The organism is Desulforamulus aquiferis (genome assembly GCF_030577015.1).
In the GTDB taxonomy this organism is placed as follows: Bacteria; Bacillota; Desulfotomaculia; order Desulfotomaculales; family Desulfotomaculaceae; genus Desulfotomaculum; species Desulfotomaculum aquiferis.
The window spans coordinates 73,428-92,857 of sequence record NZ_JARPTC010000014.1 but is presented as its reverse complement, the minus strand read 5'-3'; the positions used below and the strand labels follow the sequence as shown (position 1 = coordinate 92,857).

The 19,430-nt window shown below is 45.8% G+C and carries 15 protein-coding genes and 1 pseudogene; all 16 read left to right on the top strand.

Going from position 1 to position 19,430, the window contains the following annotated elements; translation table 11 throughout:
- Window positions 1–46 precede the first annotated feature (46 nt).
- Window positions 47–1,966: a PAS domain-containing sensor histidine kinase gene (locus tag P6N53_RS10115; protein ID WP_304542733.1), complete on the top strand. Its 1,920-nt coding sequence runs from the start codon at window positions 47–49 to the stop codon at window positions 1,964–1,966.
- A 21-nt stretch (window positions 1,967–1,987) separates the two neighbouring features.
- Window positions 1,988–3,424 carry a sigma-54-dependent transcriptional regulator gene (locus P6N53_RS10110; protein ID WP_304542732.1) on the top strand — a complete coding sequence of 479 codons (1,437 nt, stop codon included), beginning with the start codon at window positions 1,988–1,990 and terminating at the stop codon, window positions 3,422–3,424.
- 373 nt (window positions 3,425–3,797) lie between these two features.
- Window positions 3,798–5,816: a hydrogenase 4 subunit B gene (gene hyfB, locus P6N53_RS10105; RefSeq protein WP_304542731.1), complete on the top strand. Its 2,019-nt coding sequence runs from the start codon at window positions 3,798–3,800 to the stop codon at window positions 5,814–5,816.
- A gap of 2 nt (window positions 5,817–5,818) precedes the next feature.
- On the top strand, window positions 5,819–6,715 hold the full coding sequence (locus tag P6N53_RS10100) for a respiratory chain complex I subunit 1 family protein (RefSeq protein WP_304542730.1): 897 nt from the start codon (window positions 5,819–5,821) through the stop codon (window positions 6,713–6,715).
- A gap of 18 nt (window positions 6,716–6,733) precedes the next feature.
- Window positions 6,734–7,348 (top strand): hydrogenase, encoded by a 615-nt coding sequence (locus tag P6N53_RS10095; RefSeq protein ID WP_304542729.1) that lies wholly within the window; start codon window positions 6,734–6,736, stop codon window positions 7,346–7,348.
- Window positions 7,349–7,354: 6 nt separating this feature from the next.
- A complete protein-coding gene (locus P6N53_RS10090; protein ID WP_304542728.1) occupies window positions 7,355–8,818 on the top strand; it encodes a hydrogenase 4 subunit F in 1,464 nt (487 codons plus the stop codon).
- 3 nt (window positions 8,819–8,821) lie between these two features.
- Window positions 8,822–10,324, top strand: a complete 1,503-nt coding sequence (locus P6N53_RS10085) for a hydrogenase large subunit (protein WP_304542727.1) — start codon at window positions 8,822–8,824, stop codon at window positions 10,322–10,324.
- A gap of 12 nt (window positions 10,325–10,336) precedes the next feature.
- Complete coding sequence (gene nuoB, locus P6N53_RS10080) at window positions 10,337–11,071, top strand: NADH-quinone oxidoreductase subunit NuoB (RefSeq protein ID WP_304542726.1); 735 nt, start codon at window positions 10,337–10,339, stop codon at window positions 11,069–11,071.
- Between the two features lie 40 nt (window positions 11,072–11,111).
- Entirely contained in the window at window positions 11,112–11,369 is a 258-nt protein-coding gene (locus P6N53_RS10075; RefSeq protein ID WP_304542725.1) for a hypothetical protein, read from the top strand.
- Window positions 11,370–11,513: 144 nt separating this feature from the next.
- Window positions 11,514–11,960: a hypothetical protein gene (locus tag P6N53_RS10070; protein ID WP_304542724.1), complete on the top strand. Its 447-nt coding sequence runs from the start codon at window positions 11,514–11,516 to the stop codon at window positions 11,958–11,960.
- Window positions 11,961–12,153: 193 nt separating this feature from the next.
- Entirely contained in the window at window positions 12,154–13,179 is a 1,026-nt protein-coding gene (gene gap / locus P6N53_RS10065; protein WP_304542723.1) for a type I glyceraldehyde-3-phosphate dehydrogenase, read from the top strand.
- Between the two features lie 7 nt (window positions 13,180–13,186).
- Window positions 13,187–13,306: pseudogene (locus tag P6N53_RS10060) on the top strand (hypothetical protein); the annotation flags it as partial.
- 114 nt (window positions 13,307–13,420) lie between these two features.
- Window positions 13,421–14,629, top strand: a complete 1,209-nt coding sequence (locus P6N53_RS10055; protein WP_304542722.1) for a (Fe-S)-binding protein — start codon at window positions 13,421–13,423, stop codon at window positions 14,627–14,629.
- A gap of 127 nt (window positions 14,630–14,756) precedes the next feature.
- On the top strand, window positions 14,757–17,780 hold the full coding sequence (locus tag P6N53_RS10050; RefSeq protein ID WP_304542721.1) for a CoB--CoM heterodisulfide reductase iron-sulfur subunit A family protein: 3,024 nt from the start codon (window positions 14,757–14,759) through the stop codon (window positions 17,778–17,780).
- Window positions 17,781–18,045: 265 nt separating this feature from the next.
- Window positions 18,046–18,468 carry a hydrogenase iron-sulfur subunit gene (locus P6N53_RS10045; protein WP_304542720.1) on the top strand — a complete coding sequence of 141 codons (423 nt, stop codon included), beginning with the start codon at window positions 18,046–18,048 and terminating at the stop codon, window positions 18,466–18,468.
- A gap of 11 nt (window positions 18,469–18,479) precedes the next feature.
- Window positions 18,480–19,427, top strand: coding sequence for a 4Fe-4S dicluster domain-containing protein (locus tag P6N53_RS10040; RefSeq protein WP_304542719.1), 948 nt, complete (start codon window positions 18,480–18,482; stop codon window positions 19,425–19,427).
- Window positions 19,428–19,430 lie beyond the last annotated feature (3 nt).

Below are 19,430 nucleotides of genomic sequence, written 5' to 3'. Positions count from 1 at the left end.
TGGCCTAATATTCCACATTAGTATACCTTATAAGGGGTAATGGAATATGCCAAAAAGCTATAGAAGAAAAATTAAAATCACTCCCTGTGGTTCTCGGAGAAAAAACATATTACATAAATTAGAATCATTAAGTCAAAGCAATGAACTGTATCGCATTTTAGTGGATCAAGCTGCTGTGGGTATTTTTGTAACAGACTATGAACACCGCCTCATTGACATTAACACAAGGATATGTTCAATGTTTAGTTATCAAAGGGAAGAACTTATAGGGAAGTATTTTCAGGAATTAATTGCCCCGGAAGGATTAAATCAGGTCCATGAGCTGTTTGCTAGAATAAAGGAAGGAAAAACATTTGCAGAGGAGCTATGGTGTCAGCGAAGGGATAGATCTATTTTCTTATGTGAATTAACTATCAATGTGCTTGCCGGCGGCAGCTGGCATGGCATAGCCAGAGACATTACTAAATATAGGCAGACAGAACTTGCTTTAAAGGAGAGTATGGCCCGTTACCAGGCAGTGGTGGAGGATCAGATAGAATTTATCAGACGATTCAGACCAGATGGTACTCTGACCTTTGTGAATAGCGCCTTTTGTAAATATTATGGCAAGTCTATGGAGGCGCTGCTGGGACAAAACTTCATGGATTTATTCCCGGTGGAGGATCGAGATACAGTCAAAAGGCAGATATTCTCCCTGAACAAGGATCACCCTGTGGCCATAGCAGAACGTCGTTTTATTAGGCCCAATGGGGAAGTAGTTTGGCAGCAGTGGACCAATAGGGCTATTTTTAACGAGCAGGGGCAAATAGTTGAATATCAATCCGTTGGCAGGGATATCACCAACCAAAAACAAGTGGAAGAACGTCTTAAAAGAAGTGAAGCCAGGTACCGGGCCATCGTTGAAGATCAGGTTGAGCTGATTAGACGATTTAAACCAGATGGTACATTGACCTTTGTGAATGGCTCCTTTGCTAAATATGTAGGGCATCCGGCGGATGAAATTGTGGGTCAAAATTTTATGACCTTTATTCGTTCCGATGATCGTGAAGAAATACACAAGAAGATATACTCATTAACCCCGGAAAACCCTGTTGTCATCACCGAACCAAGGTATATTGACAATAATGGCATAGTCCATTGGGCCCAGTGGGTTAACCGGGCCATCCTGAATGAACATGGTGAGATAGTAGAATACCAGTCTGTGGGACGGGATATAACCTCACAGAAAGAGGCTGAGTTTAAAATAGCAGAAGCCAGGGAAGCAACTAAGAGGGCTTCCAAAGTAGCCACCCTTGCTGTTATTGGTGGGGGTATCGCCCACGAGATCAACCAACCCCTAAATGCGATTAAGGTATTAGCTGAAACAATACTATACTTATATAGCTCAGGTAAAGAAATATCTTTCCAGGAGATGGTAAGAAATGTAACTAACATATCGCGGCAGGTGGATCGCATTGATTCCATTGTTAATCATTTACGTTCCTTTCTCAAGTCAAGACAGAGCTTTGAGTATGTACCCTGCGACATGAATCAAGTTGTGGAAAAGGCTTTGTCCCTGGTAAATAATCAGGTATTATCAAGGCGCATTAAAGTCATCAAAAATCTATCGGCGGAATTGCCGGTTTGTGGCTGCTTCGTTCGCTTTGAAGAGGTTGTGGTAAATCTACTGATGAACTCTGTCCAGGCATTAGAACCCTGTAAACAGGAATATAAGGAGATCATTATTAGCACCTGGGTAGAGGATCAAAGGGTACATCTAACAGTTAGTGATAATGGACCAGGCATTAATGATGAAATAACACAAAAGATCTTTGAGCCATTTTTCAGTACTAAGGATGCTAATAAATCCATGGGACTTGGCCTGTCTATTGTTCACTCCATAGTAATGTCCAGCAACGGAACCATTTCGGTGGATAATAATCCTGGCGGCGGCGCCATAATTCATATTTCCTTTCCGAGTTGTTAGTTGTCAAGGAGGTGAGCAGCTGTGAAAATTCTACTGGTGGATGATGAGCGGGAAAGTAGATCCTTCTTGGCAAACTACTTAACCCTACAAGGCCACACAGTAATAGAATGTGATTCCGGGGAAGAGGCTTTGGAGGTATACAAGGGAACCCGTTTTCAGATGGTTCTGTCAGACATTAAAATGTCCGGTATATCTGGTATAGAGCTAATTGAGGCAATTAAATCATTAGATATAGAACCAAAGGCAGATCTAGTGCTTTACACGGGATTTGTTGACGTCACCTTAGCCATTTCCGCCCTTAGGGCAGGTGCCTATGATTATTTAACCAAGCCCATTAACTTCGAAGAGCTATTATCCATCCTGGAGCGGGTTGAGGAGCACCAGGCCTTGCTCTATGAGAATAGGGTACTGACGGAACACTTCGATCAAAAGGTAAAAGAGGCCACGGAGGAAGCAGAGTATCAGTTAACCCAACTAAAACAACTGGTAGCCAAACAAGCTGGAATAGAAAATATTGGCGTTTTTTCTGATGTAATGAAAAATCTAGTCAAGCAGGCACAGCAATACCATACAGATAGAACCGTTCCTGTATTAATACAGGGTGAAACGGGAGTAGGTAAGGAAGTTATTGCCTCGATCATCCACTATGGCAATATGGAAAACCCGGGCCCCTTTGTAGACATAAACTGTGCGGCCATTTCTCCGACTTTATTTGAAAGCGAGTTGTTTGGTTATGAAGGGGGGGCATTTACCGGTGGCGCAGTAAAGGGGCATAAGGGTAAATTTGACATTGCTGCCGGAGGCACTTTGTTTTTGGACGAAATAATAGAGCTGCCCCTGGAATTACAAGCTAAGCTACTCAGGGTCTTGGAGGAAAAAAGTTTCTATCGTGTTGGTGGATTAAAGAAGATAAAAACAAATATTAGGATTATAGTTACTGCAAATCTGGATTTTGAAAAGCAAATTGAGGAAGGTATGTTCCGAAAGGATTTATACTATAGGCTCAAGGTAGGTCGCATTTTTATCCCGCCCCTACGGGAAAGGGTAGATGACATTCTCCCCCTGGCATTAATGTTCTTAAAGGACTTTTCAAAACGAAGAGGCAAACAATTTAATGGAATTAGTGAATCAGCCGCAAGGTTTCTATTGGCTTACCAATGGCCCGGTAATGTACGGGAGCTTCGCAATGCCATGGAATGGGTGTCCTTTATGTTTGATGATCAGGAATTAAAATTAGAGCATCTAAATAATCTTACTTCCACAGAAATAGTAGAGAAGAAAGAGTTTAAAAGCTTGCCACCCGAGCCAATTAACCTTGATGAACATATTGATGACCTGGTTGATGAGGCCCTTAAAAAATATAATGGCAATAAAACAAGGGCAGCCCACCACCTGGGTATTTCTGTCCGGGCCCTTTACTACCGCCTTGAAAGGATGAAGAAAAACTCGGAAAGATAAGATACCTAAACAGCCACAGCTATTTTCGAAGATATGCTAACCCATCACTTAGTGGTGGGTTATTTATTTATTAGTACCATGCAATAATTTCATACTTTCCGACAATAACGTATACGCATTGCTCACAAATTTTAAGGGAAGGGATGGCCCCTATAGTTTAAAAATTCTATTAATTCCAACAATCCTGCGGATTAATACAAGTGTGACATCAAAGTTTCGTCTCAAGAAAATTAGGCACGGGTTTTGCTAGATACTGATGTATAACCTTGGAAAGGAGTTGGATGACTAGTGAAATAATTACCAAGCACAGCCCTGAGCATATCAGAAAGCACCTTATTCTTTTACAAACCAATCACTAAGGCGGTGAATTTTTGTGATAGAAACAATATATCTACTGATGCTGCTGCTTTTTGCCCCAGGCATTTTACTGCCCTGTTTGACAAAAGGCAGCCCAAAAACAACGAACATTTTATCCCACGGCTTCGCATTATTAGGTTGTTTGGCCATTGTGGCCTGTGCTTTAGAAGTATTTATGTCCGGGGGGTTAAGCTATAGCTACGATTTAGGACTACCCCTTGGACCTCTGAACATTAGAATTGATTATTTATCTGCTTTTTTCCTTTTAGCCTTAGGAGTTGTTGGAGCTGCAGCCAGCATCTATGCCATGGGCTATAGTCGGGAGTACTATAACCAGAGGCTAGGGTTAATGGCAGCACTCTATAACGGATTCATATTATCAATGGCCCTCGTGCTGACCATTAGTCAAGTTGCTTACTTTCTTGTTGCCTGGGAACTAATGACCGTGGTTTCATTTTTCCTGGTTAATCATGAATATGACAGAACCAGCAACACCAGGGCTGCCTTCAAGTACATTTTAATGACCACCCTTGGAACAGTTTTTATTACAACGGCATTTTTAATCTTAGTTATGTCAGCTCAGAGCCTGGATTTTGAAATGCTAAGGGGTACGCCTTTATCAGATACCATGCGTAATATTGTATTTATCTGTGCTCTAATTGGTTTTGGGACCAAGGCCGGTGTAATCCCTCTGCATATCTGGCTGCCCGAGGCGCACCCGGCGGCACCCAGCCATGTATCGGCCCTAATGTCAGGTATTATGATCAAAACGGCAATTTATGGGATGTGCAGGTTTTTTCTGGAATTCTTAGGTGTGGGACCCCTTTGGTGGGGTGAACTGGTCCTTTTCCTGGCTATTATATCCTCAGTTATCGGTGTTTTATATGCCCTGATGCAGCATGATCTTAAACGCCTGCTGGCTTATCACTCGGTAGAAAATATCGGCATCATTCTACTTGGTATTGGCGCCGGTATGGTCTTCATGAGTAAGAATCAACCTCTATTAGCAGGCCTTGCCTTTGTGGCCGGGCTGTATCATGTGTTTAACCATGCAGTATTTAAGTCTTTACTGTTTCTTGGTTCAGGCTCAGTGCTGTACGCAACCCGCACCAAAGATATCGAGCATCTGGGTGGCCTGATCAAAAAAATGCCCTATACGGCTGGTTTTTTTCTTACCGGAGCAGCTGCAATTTCTGCCTTACCTCCATTAAATGGTTTTGTCAGCGAATGGCTAACCTATCAGTCACTATTTTATCTACCCCAGGCTGTGTCAGGCATGATTCCCCAGTTAGCATCCGTTATATTAATTGCCCTCTTGGGATTAACGGGAGCATTGGCAGCTGCCTGTTTCGTTAAAGCCTTTGGGATAACATTTTTAGCTAAGGCCCGCAGTGAACAGGCAGAAGGAGCAAAGGAAGTTCCTAGGGCAATGCTAATGGGCATGGGTCTGTTATCACTTATGTGCGTTATTTTAGGGGTATGGCCCCAAGGGATGCTAAGGATCCTGCAAGGGGTATTATCGCCCTATGCTGGTATTGATGTTAACAGCCTATTTAACCATCAATGGCATTCAGCTGCTTTCAATATCCAACAGGCCAACGGAGTAATTGCCATGCCTGTGATAGTAGGTATTCTGGCGGTGGGATTAATTGGGGCTGTTTTAGCCTATAACTTAAGGGGCAGGCCACAAAATTCAGTGGGTGAAACCTGGACCTGCGGCATCGTCCCTAGTTCCCGCATGGAATATACTGCAACTGGTTTTGCAGAACCTATTCGCCGGGCCTTTCAAATATTTGTTCATCCCAAGCAAAATCTTAAAGTAGATAAATCCCTTAATCCTTATCATGGGGTAAAGCTTAAGCTGGAATTGCAGGTCAGTTACTTAATTGATCAGTGGCTATATAAACCTGTCAAAAAAGGAATTCTGCTGCTGGTCAATTATATAAAACCAATACAGTCAGGTAATTTGCAGCTTTATATGGGCTATGTACTTGCTGTTACGGTAGTCATTCTAATACTGGGAGTGAGGTGGTAAGCATGTCAGCTTTACTAATGATCTTAAAGGCTGGTGTGCTGGCGATGCTGGCACCTCTTATAGCCGGTATTATTAAAAATGCTAAGGGTAAAATGCAAAGCAGGCGGGGACCTGGCTGCTTACAGGTTTATTACGATCTGGCTAAATTTTTAAAAAAGGATAATGTGTTTTCCCCAACTGTTTCCTGGATCTTTCATGCAGCACCCTATGTCTATTTTGCTACAGCCCTGGGGGCAGCGGCCCTTGTGCCTTCCTTCATGCTAGAACAAGGTATCGTGTATGATAATCTCTTTGTTCTGATTTATTTGTTGGCGCTGGGGAGATTCTTCCTGGCCCTGGCCTCACTGGATGCCGGCAGTTCCTTCGGCGGCATGGGTGGTTCACGGGAAATGTTTATCAATGTCCTGGTTGAGCCGGTTATGCTGCTCACATTGTTTACCGTGGCCATTAAGGCTAATGGAACCGGATTATCCCAGATGTCCAATGCAGCGGCTGTCTCCGGCATGTCCTTATCAGCCATACTGGCAGCCATAGCCTTTTTGATTCTTATCGTAGCTGAAACTGGGCGAATCCCGGTGGATAACCCTGACACACACCTGGAGCTGACAATGGTTCACGAAGGTATGGTATTAGAGTATTCTGGACGCTCGGTTGCCTTAATATTTTGGGGTTCCGCCATTAAGCAGCTTGTTGCCATCCTGCTGTTGATCAACCTTTTTGTTCCCTGGAATCCCGTTGGCCCAGTGTCGCCTGTTATCTGGCTGATAATTAAAGTGTTGATCATTGCTCTTATCCTGGCTGCTATAGAAACCAGCACTAATAAGATGCGCCTCTTTAGGATACCTGGTTTTATGCTTGCAACCAGCTGCCTATCACTATTGGCAATTATGGCCATGTAACATGGGAGGGAGATTATAATGACATTATTGACCATCCTGCTCCTGGCTGGTGCGGTTCTTTTGACCAGAGTATCCTGTCTTAGAACTGCCATTGGCATATTAGGGTTTCAGTCTGTAATTGTGGCTCTGGCCTGTTCCATAATCGGTATTAATACAGGTGAATTCCATATGTACATCGCTGCCGCCCTCACTGTGATAATTAAAGTTGGCTTAATCCCCTATGCCCTTTGGAAGGTTGCATCCCAGCTTAAGCAGGAAAGGGAGATAGCAAATTTTAATATATCCTTTCTGCTGGCAATATTGGTAATCATTGCTTCCTATGGCTTTGTGGGCAGGGAATTGCCCTTGGTGTCCGGAGAAACATTGGCAGCTGCCGTAGCCATAACAGCTATAGGCTTATTGATGATTATGACTCGCCGCCAGGCCATTTTGCAGGTTGTGGGTCTTATTACCATGGAGAATGGGCTCTACCTCTTAGGCCTATCTATCACCAGGGGTTTACCTTTAATCATTGAGCTGGGTATCTTTTTTGATGTGCTGGTTGCTGTGGTCATTTTGGTAATTCTGGCCCAAAGGCTTAAACACTCCTTTGAAACCACGGATACCAGTATATTAAATGAGCTGAAGGGGTGATAACTGATGTATCAATTAATTCTAATAGCCTTAGTTCTGCCAATCATTATCGGCCTTTTTACCCTGGTGCAGAGAAATCTTGCTGTAATTGGTTATACCAATCTAGCTGGTAGTGCTCTAACCAGCGGCGTTCTGCTGGCCATTATCTATCAAACTACCAAGATTAATGAATTTAGCACCGAGCTTCTGTACGTGGATCACCTAACTGCCGTACTGCTTTTGGTTGTAGCCCTGCTTACCTTTACAGCCACTTTATTTTCATTATCTTATATGGAGAGGGAAGTCAAAGAAGGGCATGTAGCTGCAAAGCTGGTTCCCCGGTACTATGCACTGCTAAATCTGTTTACCTTTGCTATGGTCAGCGTGCTGGTGGTAGGAAACCTTGGACTTATGTGGGTGGCCGTTGAGGGTACTACTTTGGCTTCGGCTTTGCTGGTGGCATTCTACTTCAATCGTTCTGCCTTGGAGGCTGCCTGGAAATATGTCATGATATGTACCGTTGGTATTTGTTTGGCCTTACTGGGTACCATGATTCTCTATTATTCCCAGGTCATTGCTGGTGGCGAGGCTCATGCCCTTAGCTGGACCTATTTAAAGGAAATCAGTGGCAGCCTTGATCCTGCCATTGTTAAACTGGCCTTTGTATTTATTTTAATTGGCTATGGCACCAAGGCCGGGTTAGCCCCCATGCACACCTGGTTGCCTGATGCCCACAGTCAAGCCCCGTCACCTGTCAGCGGTCTTTTATCTGGTGCCCTCTTGAGCTGTGCTTTCTACGCCCTGGTGCGCAATATGATCATTATTCAAGGCAGCATAGGTAATGAATTTATCCATACCGTGCTCATTGGTCTTGGTATCCTCTCCATTTTGATTGCTATACCCTTTGTCCTGGTGCAGCATGATGTCAAAAGATTGCTGGCCTATTCCTCAGTGGAGCATATGGGAATTATCACCATTGGCTTTGGTATTGGAAGCCACCTGGCCGTATATGCAGCACTTTTACACATCATCAACCACGCCATTGCCAAGTCTGCACTATTTTATCTGGCAGGTGTAATTACCCAAGAATACAAGACCAAACGTATTAAAGAGATCCAAGGAATAGCCAGGGTAATGCCTATAGTAGCAACCCTATTTGTTATTGGGGTGTTAGCCATTACCGGCACTCCGCCCCTGAATATTTTTACAAGTAAGTTTTTGCTGGCAATGTCTATTTTCAGTAGCAGCCTGTGGTACCTAGGAGGATTTATTCTCTTGTTACTGGCTGGAGTATTTGCAGGTGTGATGAACTATTGTGTAAAAATGACCTTTGGAAATGCACCGGAAGGAATAGGTCGCTTTAGAATTTCCCCTTCAGCCCTCACCGCAATTGGGTTTTCTATCTGTTTAATAATAGCTGGGGGACTATACTTGCCAGCGGCGATGAGCCAAATATTAACCCAAGCAGCAGAAATTGTTATAGGGGGGTAGGACATGACTGCTTATAATACTATTCCGGCTTCCGAATTAAGGACAGCGGCCTACGATTTGTATGCAGGCGGACAGAACTGCCTTATGTCCATGTTCGCCAATGATGAACGTCAATTAAATGGTTATTTTGCAATATACTGCTTATTTTCCGTAGGGAAGAAAATGGAGGTTCTTAAAGCCGTATTAGCTGAAAAGGAGAAATTAGAGTTTCCCTCAATTACTCCTAAAATCTCAGGGGCTGCCTGGTACGAGCGGGAGATTTATGACATGTTTGGCCTTGAGCCCCTGGGTCACCCTGACCTAAGACCTCTGGCCCTTCATGAGAACTGGCCCGAGGGAATCTTTCCCCTTCGCAAGGACTTTGCCAATAGAACTCCCGTACCCATTGCTAAGAAAGAGTTTAATATGGCCGGTGTAGAGGGGGAGGGGGTATTTGAGGTGCCGGTTGGCCCAATCCACGCGGGAATTATTGAGCCAGGACACTTCCGCTTTAGCCAGGCCGGAGAGGGCATAATCAGACTAGATGCCAAATTGTTTTTTCTTCATCGAGGTATAGAAAAGGCCATAGAAGGTTTACCTATTGAAAGGGCCTTCTATCAGGTTGAACGTATTTCGGGAATTTGCACGGTGGCCCACTCATTGGCCTATTGTCAGGCTGTCGAAAATATTGCCGCCGTGGTTATTCCTCCAAGGGCACAGTATTTAAGGGCACTGGTAGGTGAAATGGAGCGGCTTTATAATCACGTGGGTGACATTGGCAACATATGTGCCGGCATGGGCTTTGCTGTCGGAATTATGGCAGGAGCAAGAATGAAAGAGTATATCATGCGAGTAAATGAGGCACTCACCGGACATCGCTTCCTGCGGGGAATGGTTATCCCTGGAGGTGTCAGACTGGATATAACTAAGGAATTAATGTCTGAAATTACTGAGATGCTGAACCAACTGGTGCCTGATTTTGATGAGATGATAGGCCTGTTTAAAGGAAACAATGCCTTCCTCAACCGTGTGGAAACCACCGGCATTGTACCAAGGGAGGCAGCCCTTGATTTAGGTATAGTAGGAGTTGGGGCTAGGGCCTCGGGAGTGGATATGGATACCAGGCGTGATTTTCCCTATGGCTGTTATCCCTCCCTAAAATTTGATGTGCCCGTTTACACCAGCGGGGATGTGGCGGCCAGATTATGGGTTCGAGTGGACGAAGTGGCCCAGACTGTGAAGCTAATCCGACAGATATTGGAAAAGATGCCCCAGGGTTCCCTGAAGGTTACTATTCCCGATATTGAGCCCTATAGCAGTGGTTTTGGTTGGTGCGAATCACCCCAGGGAAATAATATACATTGGTTGATGGTGGGGGAAGACAATACTATATATCGTCTATATGCCCGGTCTGCCGCCTATCCCAACTGGCCGGCACTCACAGTGGCAGCGCCAGGCAATATCATCCCGGACTTTCCCCTAATAAACAAAAGCTATGAGTTGTCCTATGCATGTGTTGACAGATAGGAGGGTATTGTCATGTTAAAGGTATGGAGAAAGGTTATAGCAACAGGCAATGTTACAGAGCCCTGGGAAAAGGCAGTACCCCCGGAACGTTCCAGAGGTGAGGTGGTGGTTCAACAAAATATACCCTGTCAGGGTTGTAACCATTGTGCTAATGTATGTCCCACCAATGCTATTAAGGTATACCAAGGGTTACCAATGATTAACCAAAGGGCCTGCATCTTTTGTGGTCTATGCGTTGAACACTGTGAAGCGGGGTGCTTAAAACAGACCTCAAATTACAAATTAGCTGAACTAGGGGGCAGCTTGGGGGAAAACTCTGGTTCAGAGCTAAAGAGGCAAATAAGGCGAACCTTGGGCAGATCCCTGCACATCAGGCATCTGGACATCGGCTCTTGTAACGGCTGCGACTTTGAAATGAACCATGTATGCAATCCTATTTATGACATCCAACAATACGGCATAGACTTTGTAGCTTCTCCCCGCCATGCCGACTTGCTAATGGTAACCGGCCCTGTTACACGGAACTCTACCCAGGCCCTAAGGATGACCTACGAGGCAACACCAAATCCCAAGTTGGTAATGGCATTGGGAGCATGTGCCTGCAGCGGCGAACAGATATTTGGTGAGAGCTATGCCATTAGGGGAGCTGTAGACTCCCAGGTACCCGTTGATATTTACGTGCCAGGTTGCCCTCCGCGACCTCAAGCCATAATTCACGGGTTAATGCTGGCCCTCGACCGGATGTAGCGGTTATTTTTAATAAAGTAATTCAAGGAGGAAAGGAAAGATGGAGTCTCGAACAACCCATTTAATATGGAAAGAGGACCGGGCGGTTACCAAGTTTGGTGAGTTTGTTATTGAACTCAAACGTAGAAATAACAGGCTTATGGATGCCAAGGTGAAGGAAATATTAAGCTGCTCTAAATCTTGCGCTCAAATACCATACGCTACAAGTATTAAGGGCAATTATATTGCAGTTAATATGGGCTTTTGCGGCATAAAGAAGTACGAACTGGTAGGGGATACCCTAAAGGAGCTATACTAAGCAAATAAAGGATAAAGGGCGGAGCCGCATCCGCCCTTTATCCTTTATTTGACTTTCTGCTTCCCAAACAGGGGTAATTTCCGTATAATCATATGGTAGATTTATGCAAAACAGGTAACACTATAGTAGGAAGGGGATGATATAATGCAGGCTAAAGAATTTTGGGACATTATCAATAGGGATAATAATTCATTTATTGCTTTTAAGGAAAAGCAGCCAACACTCACCTTCAACCAAGATATAAGGGAATATTCCACCGGACTTGAAAATGGCATGATGGCCAGTCTGACATATGTTGCCGAAAAGCAGGATATGTTACATATTGTTTGTGATTTGACAAATTTTGAAGCATACAATAAAACCTTCGAATTACCGGTATTTGAAGGTGAGGATGGAAAGTTTGTCAAATGGAGTGAATCATTCTTTTATCCCGAGAATAAAATTGTGGAGTTTTTTGTAGAAGGTAAAAACGAAATTCCCTTTGAAGTGGGACAGAGTAATGAATTATATAAGGAATTTATTGAAAGTAAATCGGACCTAAATTATGTAAAATGGCTGGAGTCACAGGTAGTAAAGCTTAGGGCAAAATAATAAGAGAATTAATATATTTTAAAGATATTTTGAGATTTATGCAGGAAAACATAAGGCTTGTGAATAATATAATAAATAAAATATAATTGAGGCCGGGAGATTATGGAGCAGGCCTAATGGCAGTTATTATTAAAGCTGTCATTGGGTCTGTTTTTGTTTTTTTCCGGAACCTTGCAAAGTAGGAGGAAAATATATGACCATTAAAATTGCCATTAACGGTTTTGGACGTATTGGACGGAATGTTTTTAGGGCAATGCTGCAGAGGGGACTATTAGATCAAGGGTCTGCTTTAGAGTTAGTGGCTGTCAATGACTTAACTAATCCCCAAACCCTGGCCCATTTGTTAAAGTACGATTCAGTTCACGGAGAGCTGCCGGCAGAAGTGGTTTGCACAGAGAACACCATCATGGTGAATAATTATGAAATTAAAGTTTGTGCTGAAACAGATCCGACAAAATTACCCTGGGCTGAGCTTGGCGTAGATATTGTGGTTGAATCCACAGGACGCTTCACTAAAGGTCCAGATGCTGCCAAACATATTCAGGCAGGTGCAAAAAAGGTTATTATTTCTGCTCCGGCTAAAGAGGTGGATGCAACCATTGTTATGGGAGTTAATGAAGGGAGCTATGATCCGGCCCTGCATCACGTAATATCTAACGCCTCCTGCACCACCAACTGCCTGGCTCCCTTTGCTAAGGTGCTGCATGAGAAATTTGGCATAGTTAAGGGTCTCATGACCACAGTTCATTCCTACACCAATGATCAGCGAATCCTTGATTTACCCCATAGTGATCTGCGGCGTGCCAGATCAGCAGGACAGTCCATTATTCCAACCACCACGGGAGCGGCTAAGGCTGTCGCCCTAGTGCTTCCAGAGCTGAAGGGCAGGCTAAATGGCTTTGCCATGAGGGTGCCAACTCCCAATGTTTCTGTTGTGGATCTAGTGGTGGAATTGGCTAAGTCCACCACCGCCGAAGAAGTAAATACTGTACTACAAGAAGCAGCGGAAGGAAATCTCAAGGGAATCATGGCCTTTAGTTCATTACCCCTGGTATCCAAGGATTTCAACGGCAATCCCAACTCCTCAATTATCGACGGATTGTCAACCATGGTGATAGAGGGTAATATGGCCAAGGTGGTTTCCTGGTACGATAACGAATGGGGTTATTCCAACCGTGTATTGGATCTGGCTTTGCTGCTGGCACAAAAAGGGCTGTAATTGGTAGGGGTGGGCAAAATTAACTCAAACCCTTGTCAGGCATGTATAATTAGTGGGTGACGACCTTTTCGTTACAAATACCCAGAGATTAACAAAAGGAATAGATGGGAGCGTAGGGAATTCAATTTAAATTAATTACTAAATATTATAATTACTTTGCATCGAAGTAAAATTAGGGCAAAAGGCAAGATACAGAGGCAAGTAAATATTTTAACAGCTTGAAGCAGCAAGGAGAGAGTATATGTCAAAAATCGATTTCTCCAACACGGATCCTAAGTTTAGGGAAGAGGTAATTGAAAAAATTAAGAACGTTGATTGGACCCAGTGCCTGGCCTGCGGTATGTGTACTGCCGGCTGTGTATATTCTGACATTATTCCTAATAATGACCCCCGCAAGTTTTTGAGAAAACTTGTGCTGGGCATGAGGGAAGAAGCCCTGAAGGACCCCTTCATTTGGAATTGTAACGTTTGTGAGCGCTGCACCGTTGAATGTCCCATGGGTATCAATTTTGGACTTATCACCAGGGGCATGAGGGGACAATTTGGCATTCCAACACCAGGCTTTATTGATAAGGTAGTTAACGAGCATATTCACTCTGGCAACCAGATGGATGTTCCTGCGGACGAATATATGGAAACCATTGAGTGGATTGAAGAAGAGCTGCAAGAAGAGCTTGGCCATCCAAATTATAAGGTTAACGTAGGTAAGGTGGGAGCGGAATTTATCTTTGGCCTAAATGCCCGGGAGATTAAATATTACTCCCATGAATTGCAAGAAATCTTAAAGGTGTTTTACTATGCTAAGGCTGACTATACCCTGGGCTTACATCGCTGGGATTGCACCAATCTAGGACTGTTCAGCGGCAAGAACGATGATTTCATTGAAATACAGCGTCCGTTCCTAGAAGAGGCTGTAAGGCTAGGTGTAAAGAAAATCGTAGTAACTGAATGTGGTCACGCCTATAAATCAACACGATTGATGGCAGAAAAATTTTGGGACGGTCCTCAATTGCCCATCATCAGTGTGCTGGAAGTTTATGATGAGTGGATTAAAAATGGAACATTAAAGGTTGACCCCACTAAAAACCCTGAGCCCTGCACCGTTCACGATCCCTGCAACCTGGTCCGTAAGTCCGGTGTATTAGAGGCTAACCGCAACGTGATGAAGGCTATCTGCTCTGATTTTCGCGAAATGTATCCTAACCGCCAGTATAACTACTGCTGTGGTGCCGGCGGCGGCGGTATGGCCATGCCGGAGTTTAAGGCAGAGCGCATGGCTAAAGCTAAAAGAAAAATTGAACAGGTTGATGGTACAGGGGCCAAGGTAGTAGCCATTCCCTGCCACAACTGTATTGACCAGTTTAACGATATGAATAAGGAATACAAAAAGGGCTGGAAATGTACCCATATTACTCCGTTACTGGTTAACGCATTAGTTCTCCCTGAATAGACCGACAATCATTTTTCATAATCCCGGTTCCACTTGCAGACAAAATTGCAGGACCGGGATTTGTCTATGAAAAAGATTTGATAATAAGTCAGTTTGATAATAAGTTAGACGGATGTGAGGTGCTAAGATGAGTGCTAAAAGTATAGGAGCCGTACTGGTGGTAGGCTCCGGGATAGCCGGGATACAGGCGTCATTAGACCTGGCCGAGTCCGGCTACTACGTGTATATGGTAGAAAAGGAGCCAGCCATAGGCGGGACCATGCCGATGCTGGACAAAACCTTTCCAACCAACGACTGCTCAATGTGCATACTGTCTCCCAAGCTGGTAGACTGCGGGAGACACCTTAACGTAAAAACCATGACCAACTCAGAAGTAATAAGCCTGGAAGGAGAGCCAGGAAACTTTAAGGTAACCATCCGGAGCAAAGCACGCTTCGTAGACCCGGACAAATGTACAGGCTGCGGCAGCTGCGCAGAGGCCTGTCCAGTAAAAGTAGACGATGAATTCAACCAGGGGTTGGGGAAACGGAGAGCCATCTACAAGCTATACGCCCAGGCCTTCCCCAATGCCTACGCCATAGACAACAACAAATGCCTAAAATTCAAAAACCTGGCCAACGAAAAACTCTGCGGCAAATGCCTGAAGGCCTGCCAGGCAGGTGCAATCAACCACCACATGCAGGACGAAGAAATAGAGATAGAAGTGGGCTCGGTACTGCTGGTGCCAGGCTTTGAAATATTTGACCCGGCCCAACTGGAGCTATACAAATACGGTCAACTGAAAAACGTAGTAACCTCCCTGGAATTTGAGCGTATTTTAAGCGCCTCAGGCCCCTTTGGAGGACACCTGATAAGACCCAGCGACCATGAGGAGCCCAAAAAGATCGCCTGGATCCAGTGCGTAGGCTCCCGAAACTGCCGCATCAACCACGGCTACTGCTCCTCAGTATGCTGTATGTATGCAATCAAACAATCAGTAATCGCCAAAGAACACGCACCCTATGACCTAAATGCCAGCATCTTCTACATGGACATGAGGACCTACGGCAAAGACTTTGAAAAATACTACGAGCGCTCCAAGGCCCAATATGGAGTAAACTTCGTACGCAGCAGAGTCTACGGCCTAGACCCTGGAGAAAACGACAACGTAAGCATAAGATATGCCCTAGAAGACGGCAGCATAATAACAGAAGAATACGACATGGTAGTACTATCAGTGGGACTAGAGCCCAACAAAGCAGCAGTAGAGCTGGCCAAGGGACTAGGAGTAGAACTGAACCAGTACAACTTTGCCGACGTACAAAAACTGACCGGCGTGGCCACCAACAAAGAAGGCATCTACGTAGCCGGAGCCTTCAGCGGCCCGCGAGACATACCGGAAACAGTAATGCAGGCCAGCGCAGCAGCGGGAGAAGTACAAAAACAACTGGCCGAAGCCAAGGGCACCCTGACCTTGACCAAAGAATACCCTGCGGAAAAAGACCTGGCGGGAGAAATAGTAAGGACCGGCGTGTTCGTCTGCCACTGCGGCATCAACATCGGCAGCGTAGTAGACGTGCCGGGAGTAGCAGAATATGCCAAGACACTACCCGGAGTAGTATACGCCACCGACAAACTATACGCTTGCTCCCAGGATGCCAGTGCCCAGATAAAAGAAGCCATTGAAGAAAACAACCTAAACCGCATCATAGTGGCCTCCTGCAGCCCACGGACCCACGAGCCCATGTTCCAGGAGACCCTGAAAGAAGCAGGACTAAACCCACACCTGTTTGAAATGGCCAACATCCGAGACCACTGCTCCTGGGTACACCAGAACGAACCGGCAGCAGCCACCGAAAAAGCCAAAGACCTGGTGAAGATGGCAGTTAAAAAAGCAGCCCTCCTAGAGCCAGTACAACCAGTAACCCTGCCCATGAACCACGATGCACTAGTCATCGGCGGCGGAGTAGCAGGCATGAACGCAGCCCTAAACCTGGCCGACCAGGGGTACCAAGTATACCTGGTAGAAAAGGCAGCAGAACTGGGCGGCATAGCCAAGAGAATACACCACGGTATGGGTGGAGAAGACATCCAAGCCTACCTTGGAGAACTAATTAACCAAATAACAACCCATGACAAGATCAAAGTATACACCGGAGTAGAAATAGCCGACGTACACGGCTTCATGGGCAACTACGAAACCAAACTCAGCAACGGAGAAGAACTAAAACACGGCGTGGCCATCATCGCCACCGGAGCGGCAGAATACAAGCCGGAAGAATACCTCTACGGACACAACACCAGAGTGCGCAGCCTGCTGGAAATAGAAGGCATGCTGGCAGAGGGACAGCTTAAAAACTCCAACAACTACGTATTCATCCAATGCGTAGGCAGCAGAGACAACGAGCGCCCCTACTGCAGCAGAATCTGCTGTACCAAGGCCGTGAAGCTGGCGCTAAAAATAAAAGAAGCCAAGCCCAGCGCCAACATATTCATCCTGTACCGAGACATCAGAACCTACGGCTACTTCGAAGACCTGTACACCGAAGCCCGGCGCAAGGGAATAATCTTTGTCCGCTACAGCACCGACCAGAAGCCAGTGGTAGAAGAAACCGCCTATGGCACCAAAGTAACCTTTAGCGACCACGTGCTGAACCGTCCGGTAGAAATCTTTGCGGATGTCATTGGACTTGCCACAGCCATCGTACCAAACGACAACACCGGCCTGTCCAAACTATTCAAAGTGCCGGTTAACGCAGAAGGCTTCTTCCTGGAAGCCCACCTTAAACTGCGTCCTGTGGACTTTGGAACAGACGGCGTATTCATGTGCGGCCTAGCCCACGGACCCAAAAACCTGGAAGAAAACATCGCCCAGGGCAAAGCAGCAGCAGGACGTGTAGCCACCGCCCTGGCCAAAGCCAACATCCAGACCGACGGCAAAGCAGCCTATGTAATCCAGCGCAAGTGCGCGGCCTGCGGCGTATGCGTAGAAGTATGCCCCTCCAAGGCAGCCACCCTGGTAACAGACCAAAGGGGCAACACAGCAGCAGAAATAAACCCGGCCCTATGCAAAGGCTGCGGAGCCTGCGCCTCCTCCTGCCGCTGTGGAGCCATCAACGTTAAGGGCTGCAGCAACGAACAAATCATGTCCATGGTACAGGCGCTGGCTTAAGCTAGTTGCTGGACTTGAGGGATGGTTTTAGTCCTGTAAAAGGGAAAGAGGTTTCGGGTGGTGCTTGGCACCACCTGGAACATCAAGATAATAGACAAGTTAAATGGGTTAGTAAGAAACAAACAAAAAAGATAAGAAACATTCGAAGTAAAACAAAAACCATAGGCTTTAAGAAAACGGACAGCTGCATACCGAAGAAACTGTAGAAGGCACATAGTGCAGCTACAGAGACAAAGGGAAAGAAGCTGTTTCAGGAGGGAAGAAAATGGGCGAACAAGAACCTAAAATTGTAGCGTTTCTGTGCAACTGGTGCAGCTATGCCGGTGCAGACCTGGCAGGGGTAGGGCGACTGCAATACCCCCCAAACGTCCGGGTAGTGCGTGTGCCCTGCTCCGGCCGGATAAATCCGCTGTTTATCATAGCAGGCCTGCGAGCCGGTGCTGATGCGATACTAACCTCTGGCTGACACCCCGGAGACTGCCACTATGTTAGTGGCAACCTGGTGGCCCGCCGCAAATTTGCCCTACTAAAGAACATGCTGAACTACATGGGAGTAGAGAGTGACAGAGTAAACTTCACCTGGGTATCAGCATCAGAAGGAGCAAGATTTGCAGAACTGATAGGAGACCTAACAGACAAAGTAAAAGCCATAGGCCCGAACAAGGGCATATTTAGAAAAGCGGAGTGAGGTGAGAGGGAATGAACCTAAGCGAAAACATAAAAGCAGCCGCCAAGAAACTGCTGGAAGAAAAGAAAGTAGACCTGGTGGTGGGATTTGCTCAAGGAAGCCTGCCCCTCCGCAGCACACCATACTTTGCCAGAACCCCTGAGCAGGCCGAGAACCTAATCTGGGGAGCAACCTGCGAAAACAACCTGGCAAACTTCGTGCGCAGCAAGAGTGGAGACAAAGTGGCAGTAATAGCCAAGGGCTGTGACGTAAGAGCCATAGTGGGGCTAATCAAAGAAGGGCAAATCAACAAAGAAAACCTGTATATCATCGGCGTACCCTGCGAAGGCATGGTAGACCGCAAACAAATTTGCCAGGCAGTGGGCTGCAAAGACATCCTGGAAGTGAGAGACACCGGAGAAGCCCTAGTCGTAAAGGGCAAAGACTTTGAACAGACACTGGCCAAGGCAGACGTAATGTTTAGCTCCTGCAAAACCTGCCAATACAACACCCCAGTAATCTTCGACGAACTACTGGGCGAAGCAATAACAGCAAAAGAAGCAGACTACAGCGACGTAGAAGCCTTCGAAGCACTGAGTGCCGAAGAAAGGGCAGCCTACGTAGCCAAAGAAATGAGCAAATGCATCCGCTGCTACGCCTGTCGCCAGGCCTGTCCCATGTGCTACTGCAGCGAATGCTTCGTAGACTGCGGAGCACCGGCATGGATCGGTAAAAGCGCCCAAAGCGTAGACGACAACGCCCTGTTCCAGGCAGTAAGAGTATTCCACCTGGCAGGCCGCTGCGTAGACTGCGGAGCCTGTGAAAGAGCCTGCCCCATGGGCATCAAGCTATCCTTCCTAAACAGAAAGATGGTAAAAGACGTCAAAGAAATGTTTGGAGCCGAAGCAGGAATAAGCCTAGAAGAAGCCCCGGCCCTGAACACCTTCAAATTCGAAGACAAAGAAGACTTCTTGCTATAGAAA

Coding starts and splice junctions, on each gene's coding strand:
- P6N53_RS10115 (WP_304542733.1), top strand. CDS start 47: ATGCCAAAAAGCTATAGAAGAAAAATTAAAATCACTCCCTGTGGTTCT.
- P6N53_RS10100 (WP_304542730.1), top strand. CDS start 5,819: ATGTCAGCTTTACTAATGATCTTAAAGGCTGGTGTGCTGGCGATGCTG.
- P6N53_RS10095 (WP_304542729.1), top strand. CDS start 6,734: ATGACATTATTGACCATCCTGCTCCTGGCTGGTGCGGTTCTTTTGACC.
- P6N53_RS10090 (WP_304542728.1), top strand. CDS start 7,355: ATGTATCAATTAATTCTAATAGCCTTAGTTCTGCCAATCATTATCGGC.
- P6N53_RS10085 (WP_304542727.1), top strand. CDS start 8,822: ATGACTGCTTATAATACTATTCCGGCTTCCGAATTAAGGACAGCGGCC.
- nuoB (WP_304542726.1), top strand. CDS start 10,337: ATGTTAAAGGTATGGAGAAAGGTTATAGCAACAGGCAATGTTACAGAG.
- P6N53_RS10075 (WP_304542725.1), top strand. CDS start 11,112: ATGGAGTCTCGAACAACCCATTTAATATGGAAAGAGGACCGGGCGGTT.
- P6N53_RS10070 (WP_304542724.1), top strand. CDS start 11,514: ATGCAGGCTAAAGAATTTTGGGACATTATCAATAGGGATAATAATTCA.
- gap (WP_304542723.1), top strand. CDS start 12,154: ATGACCATTAAAATTGCCATTAACGGTTTTGGACGTATTGGACGGAAT.
- P6N53_RS10055 (WP_304542722.1), top strand. CDS start 13,421: ATGTCAAAAATCGATTTCTCCAACACGGATCCTAAGTTTAGGGAAGAG.
- P6N53_RS10050 (WP_304542721.1), top strand. CDS start 14,757: ATGAGTGCTAAAAGTATAGGAGCCGTACTGGTGGTAGGCTCCGGGATA.
- P6N53_RS10040 (WP_304542719.1), top strand. CDS start 18,480: ATGAACCTAAGCGAAAACATAAAAGCAGCCGCCAAGAAACTGCTGGAA.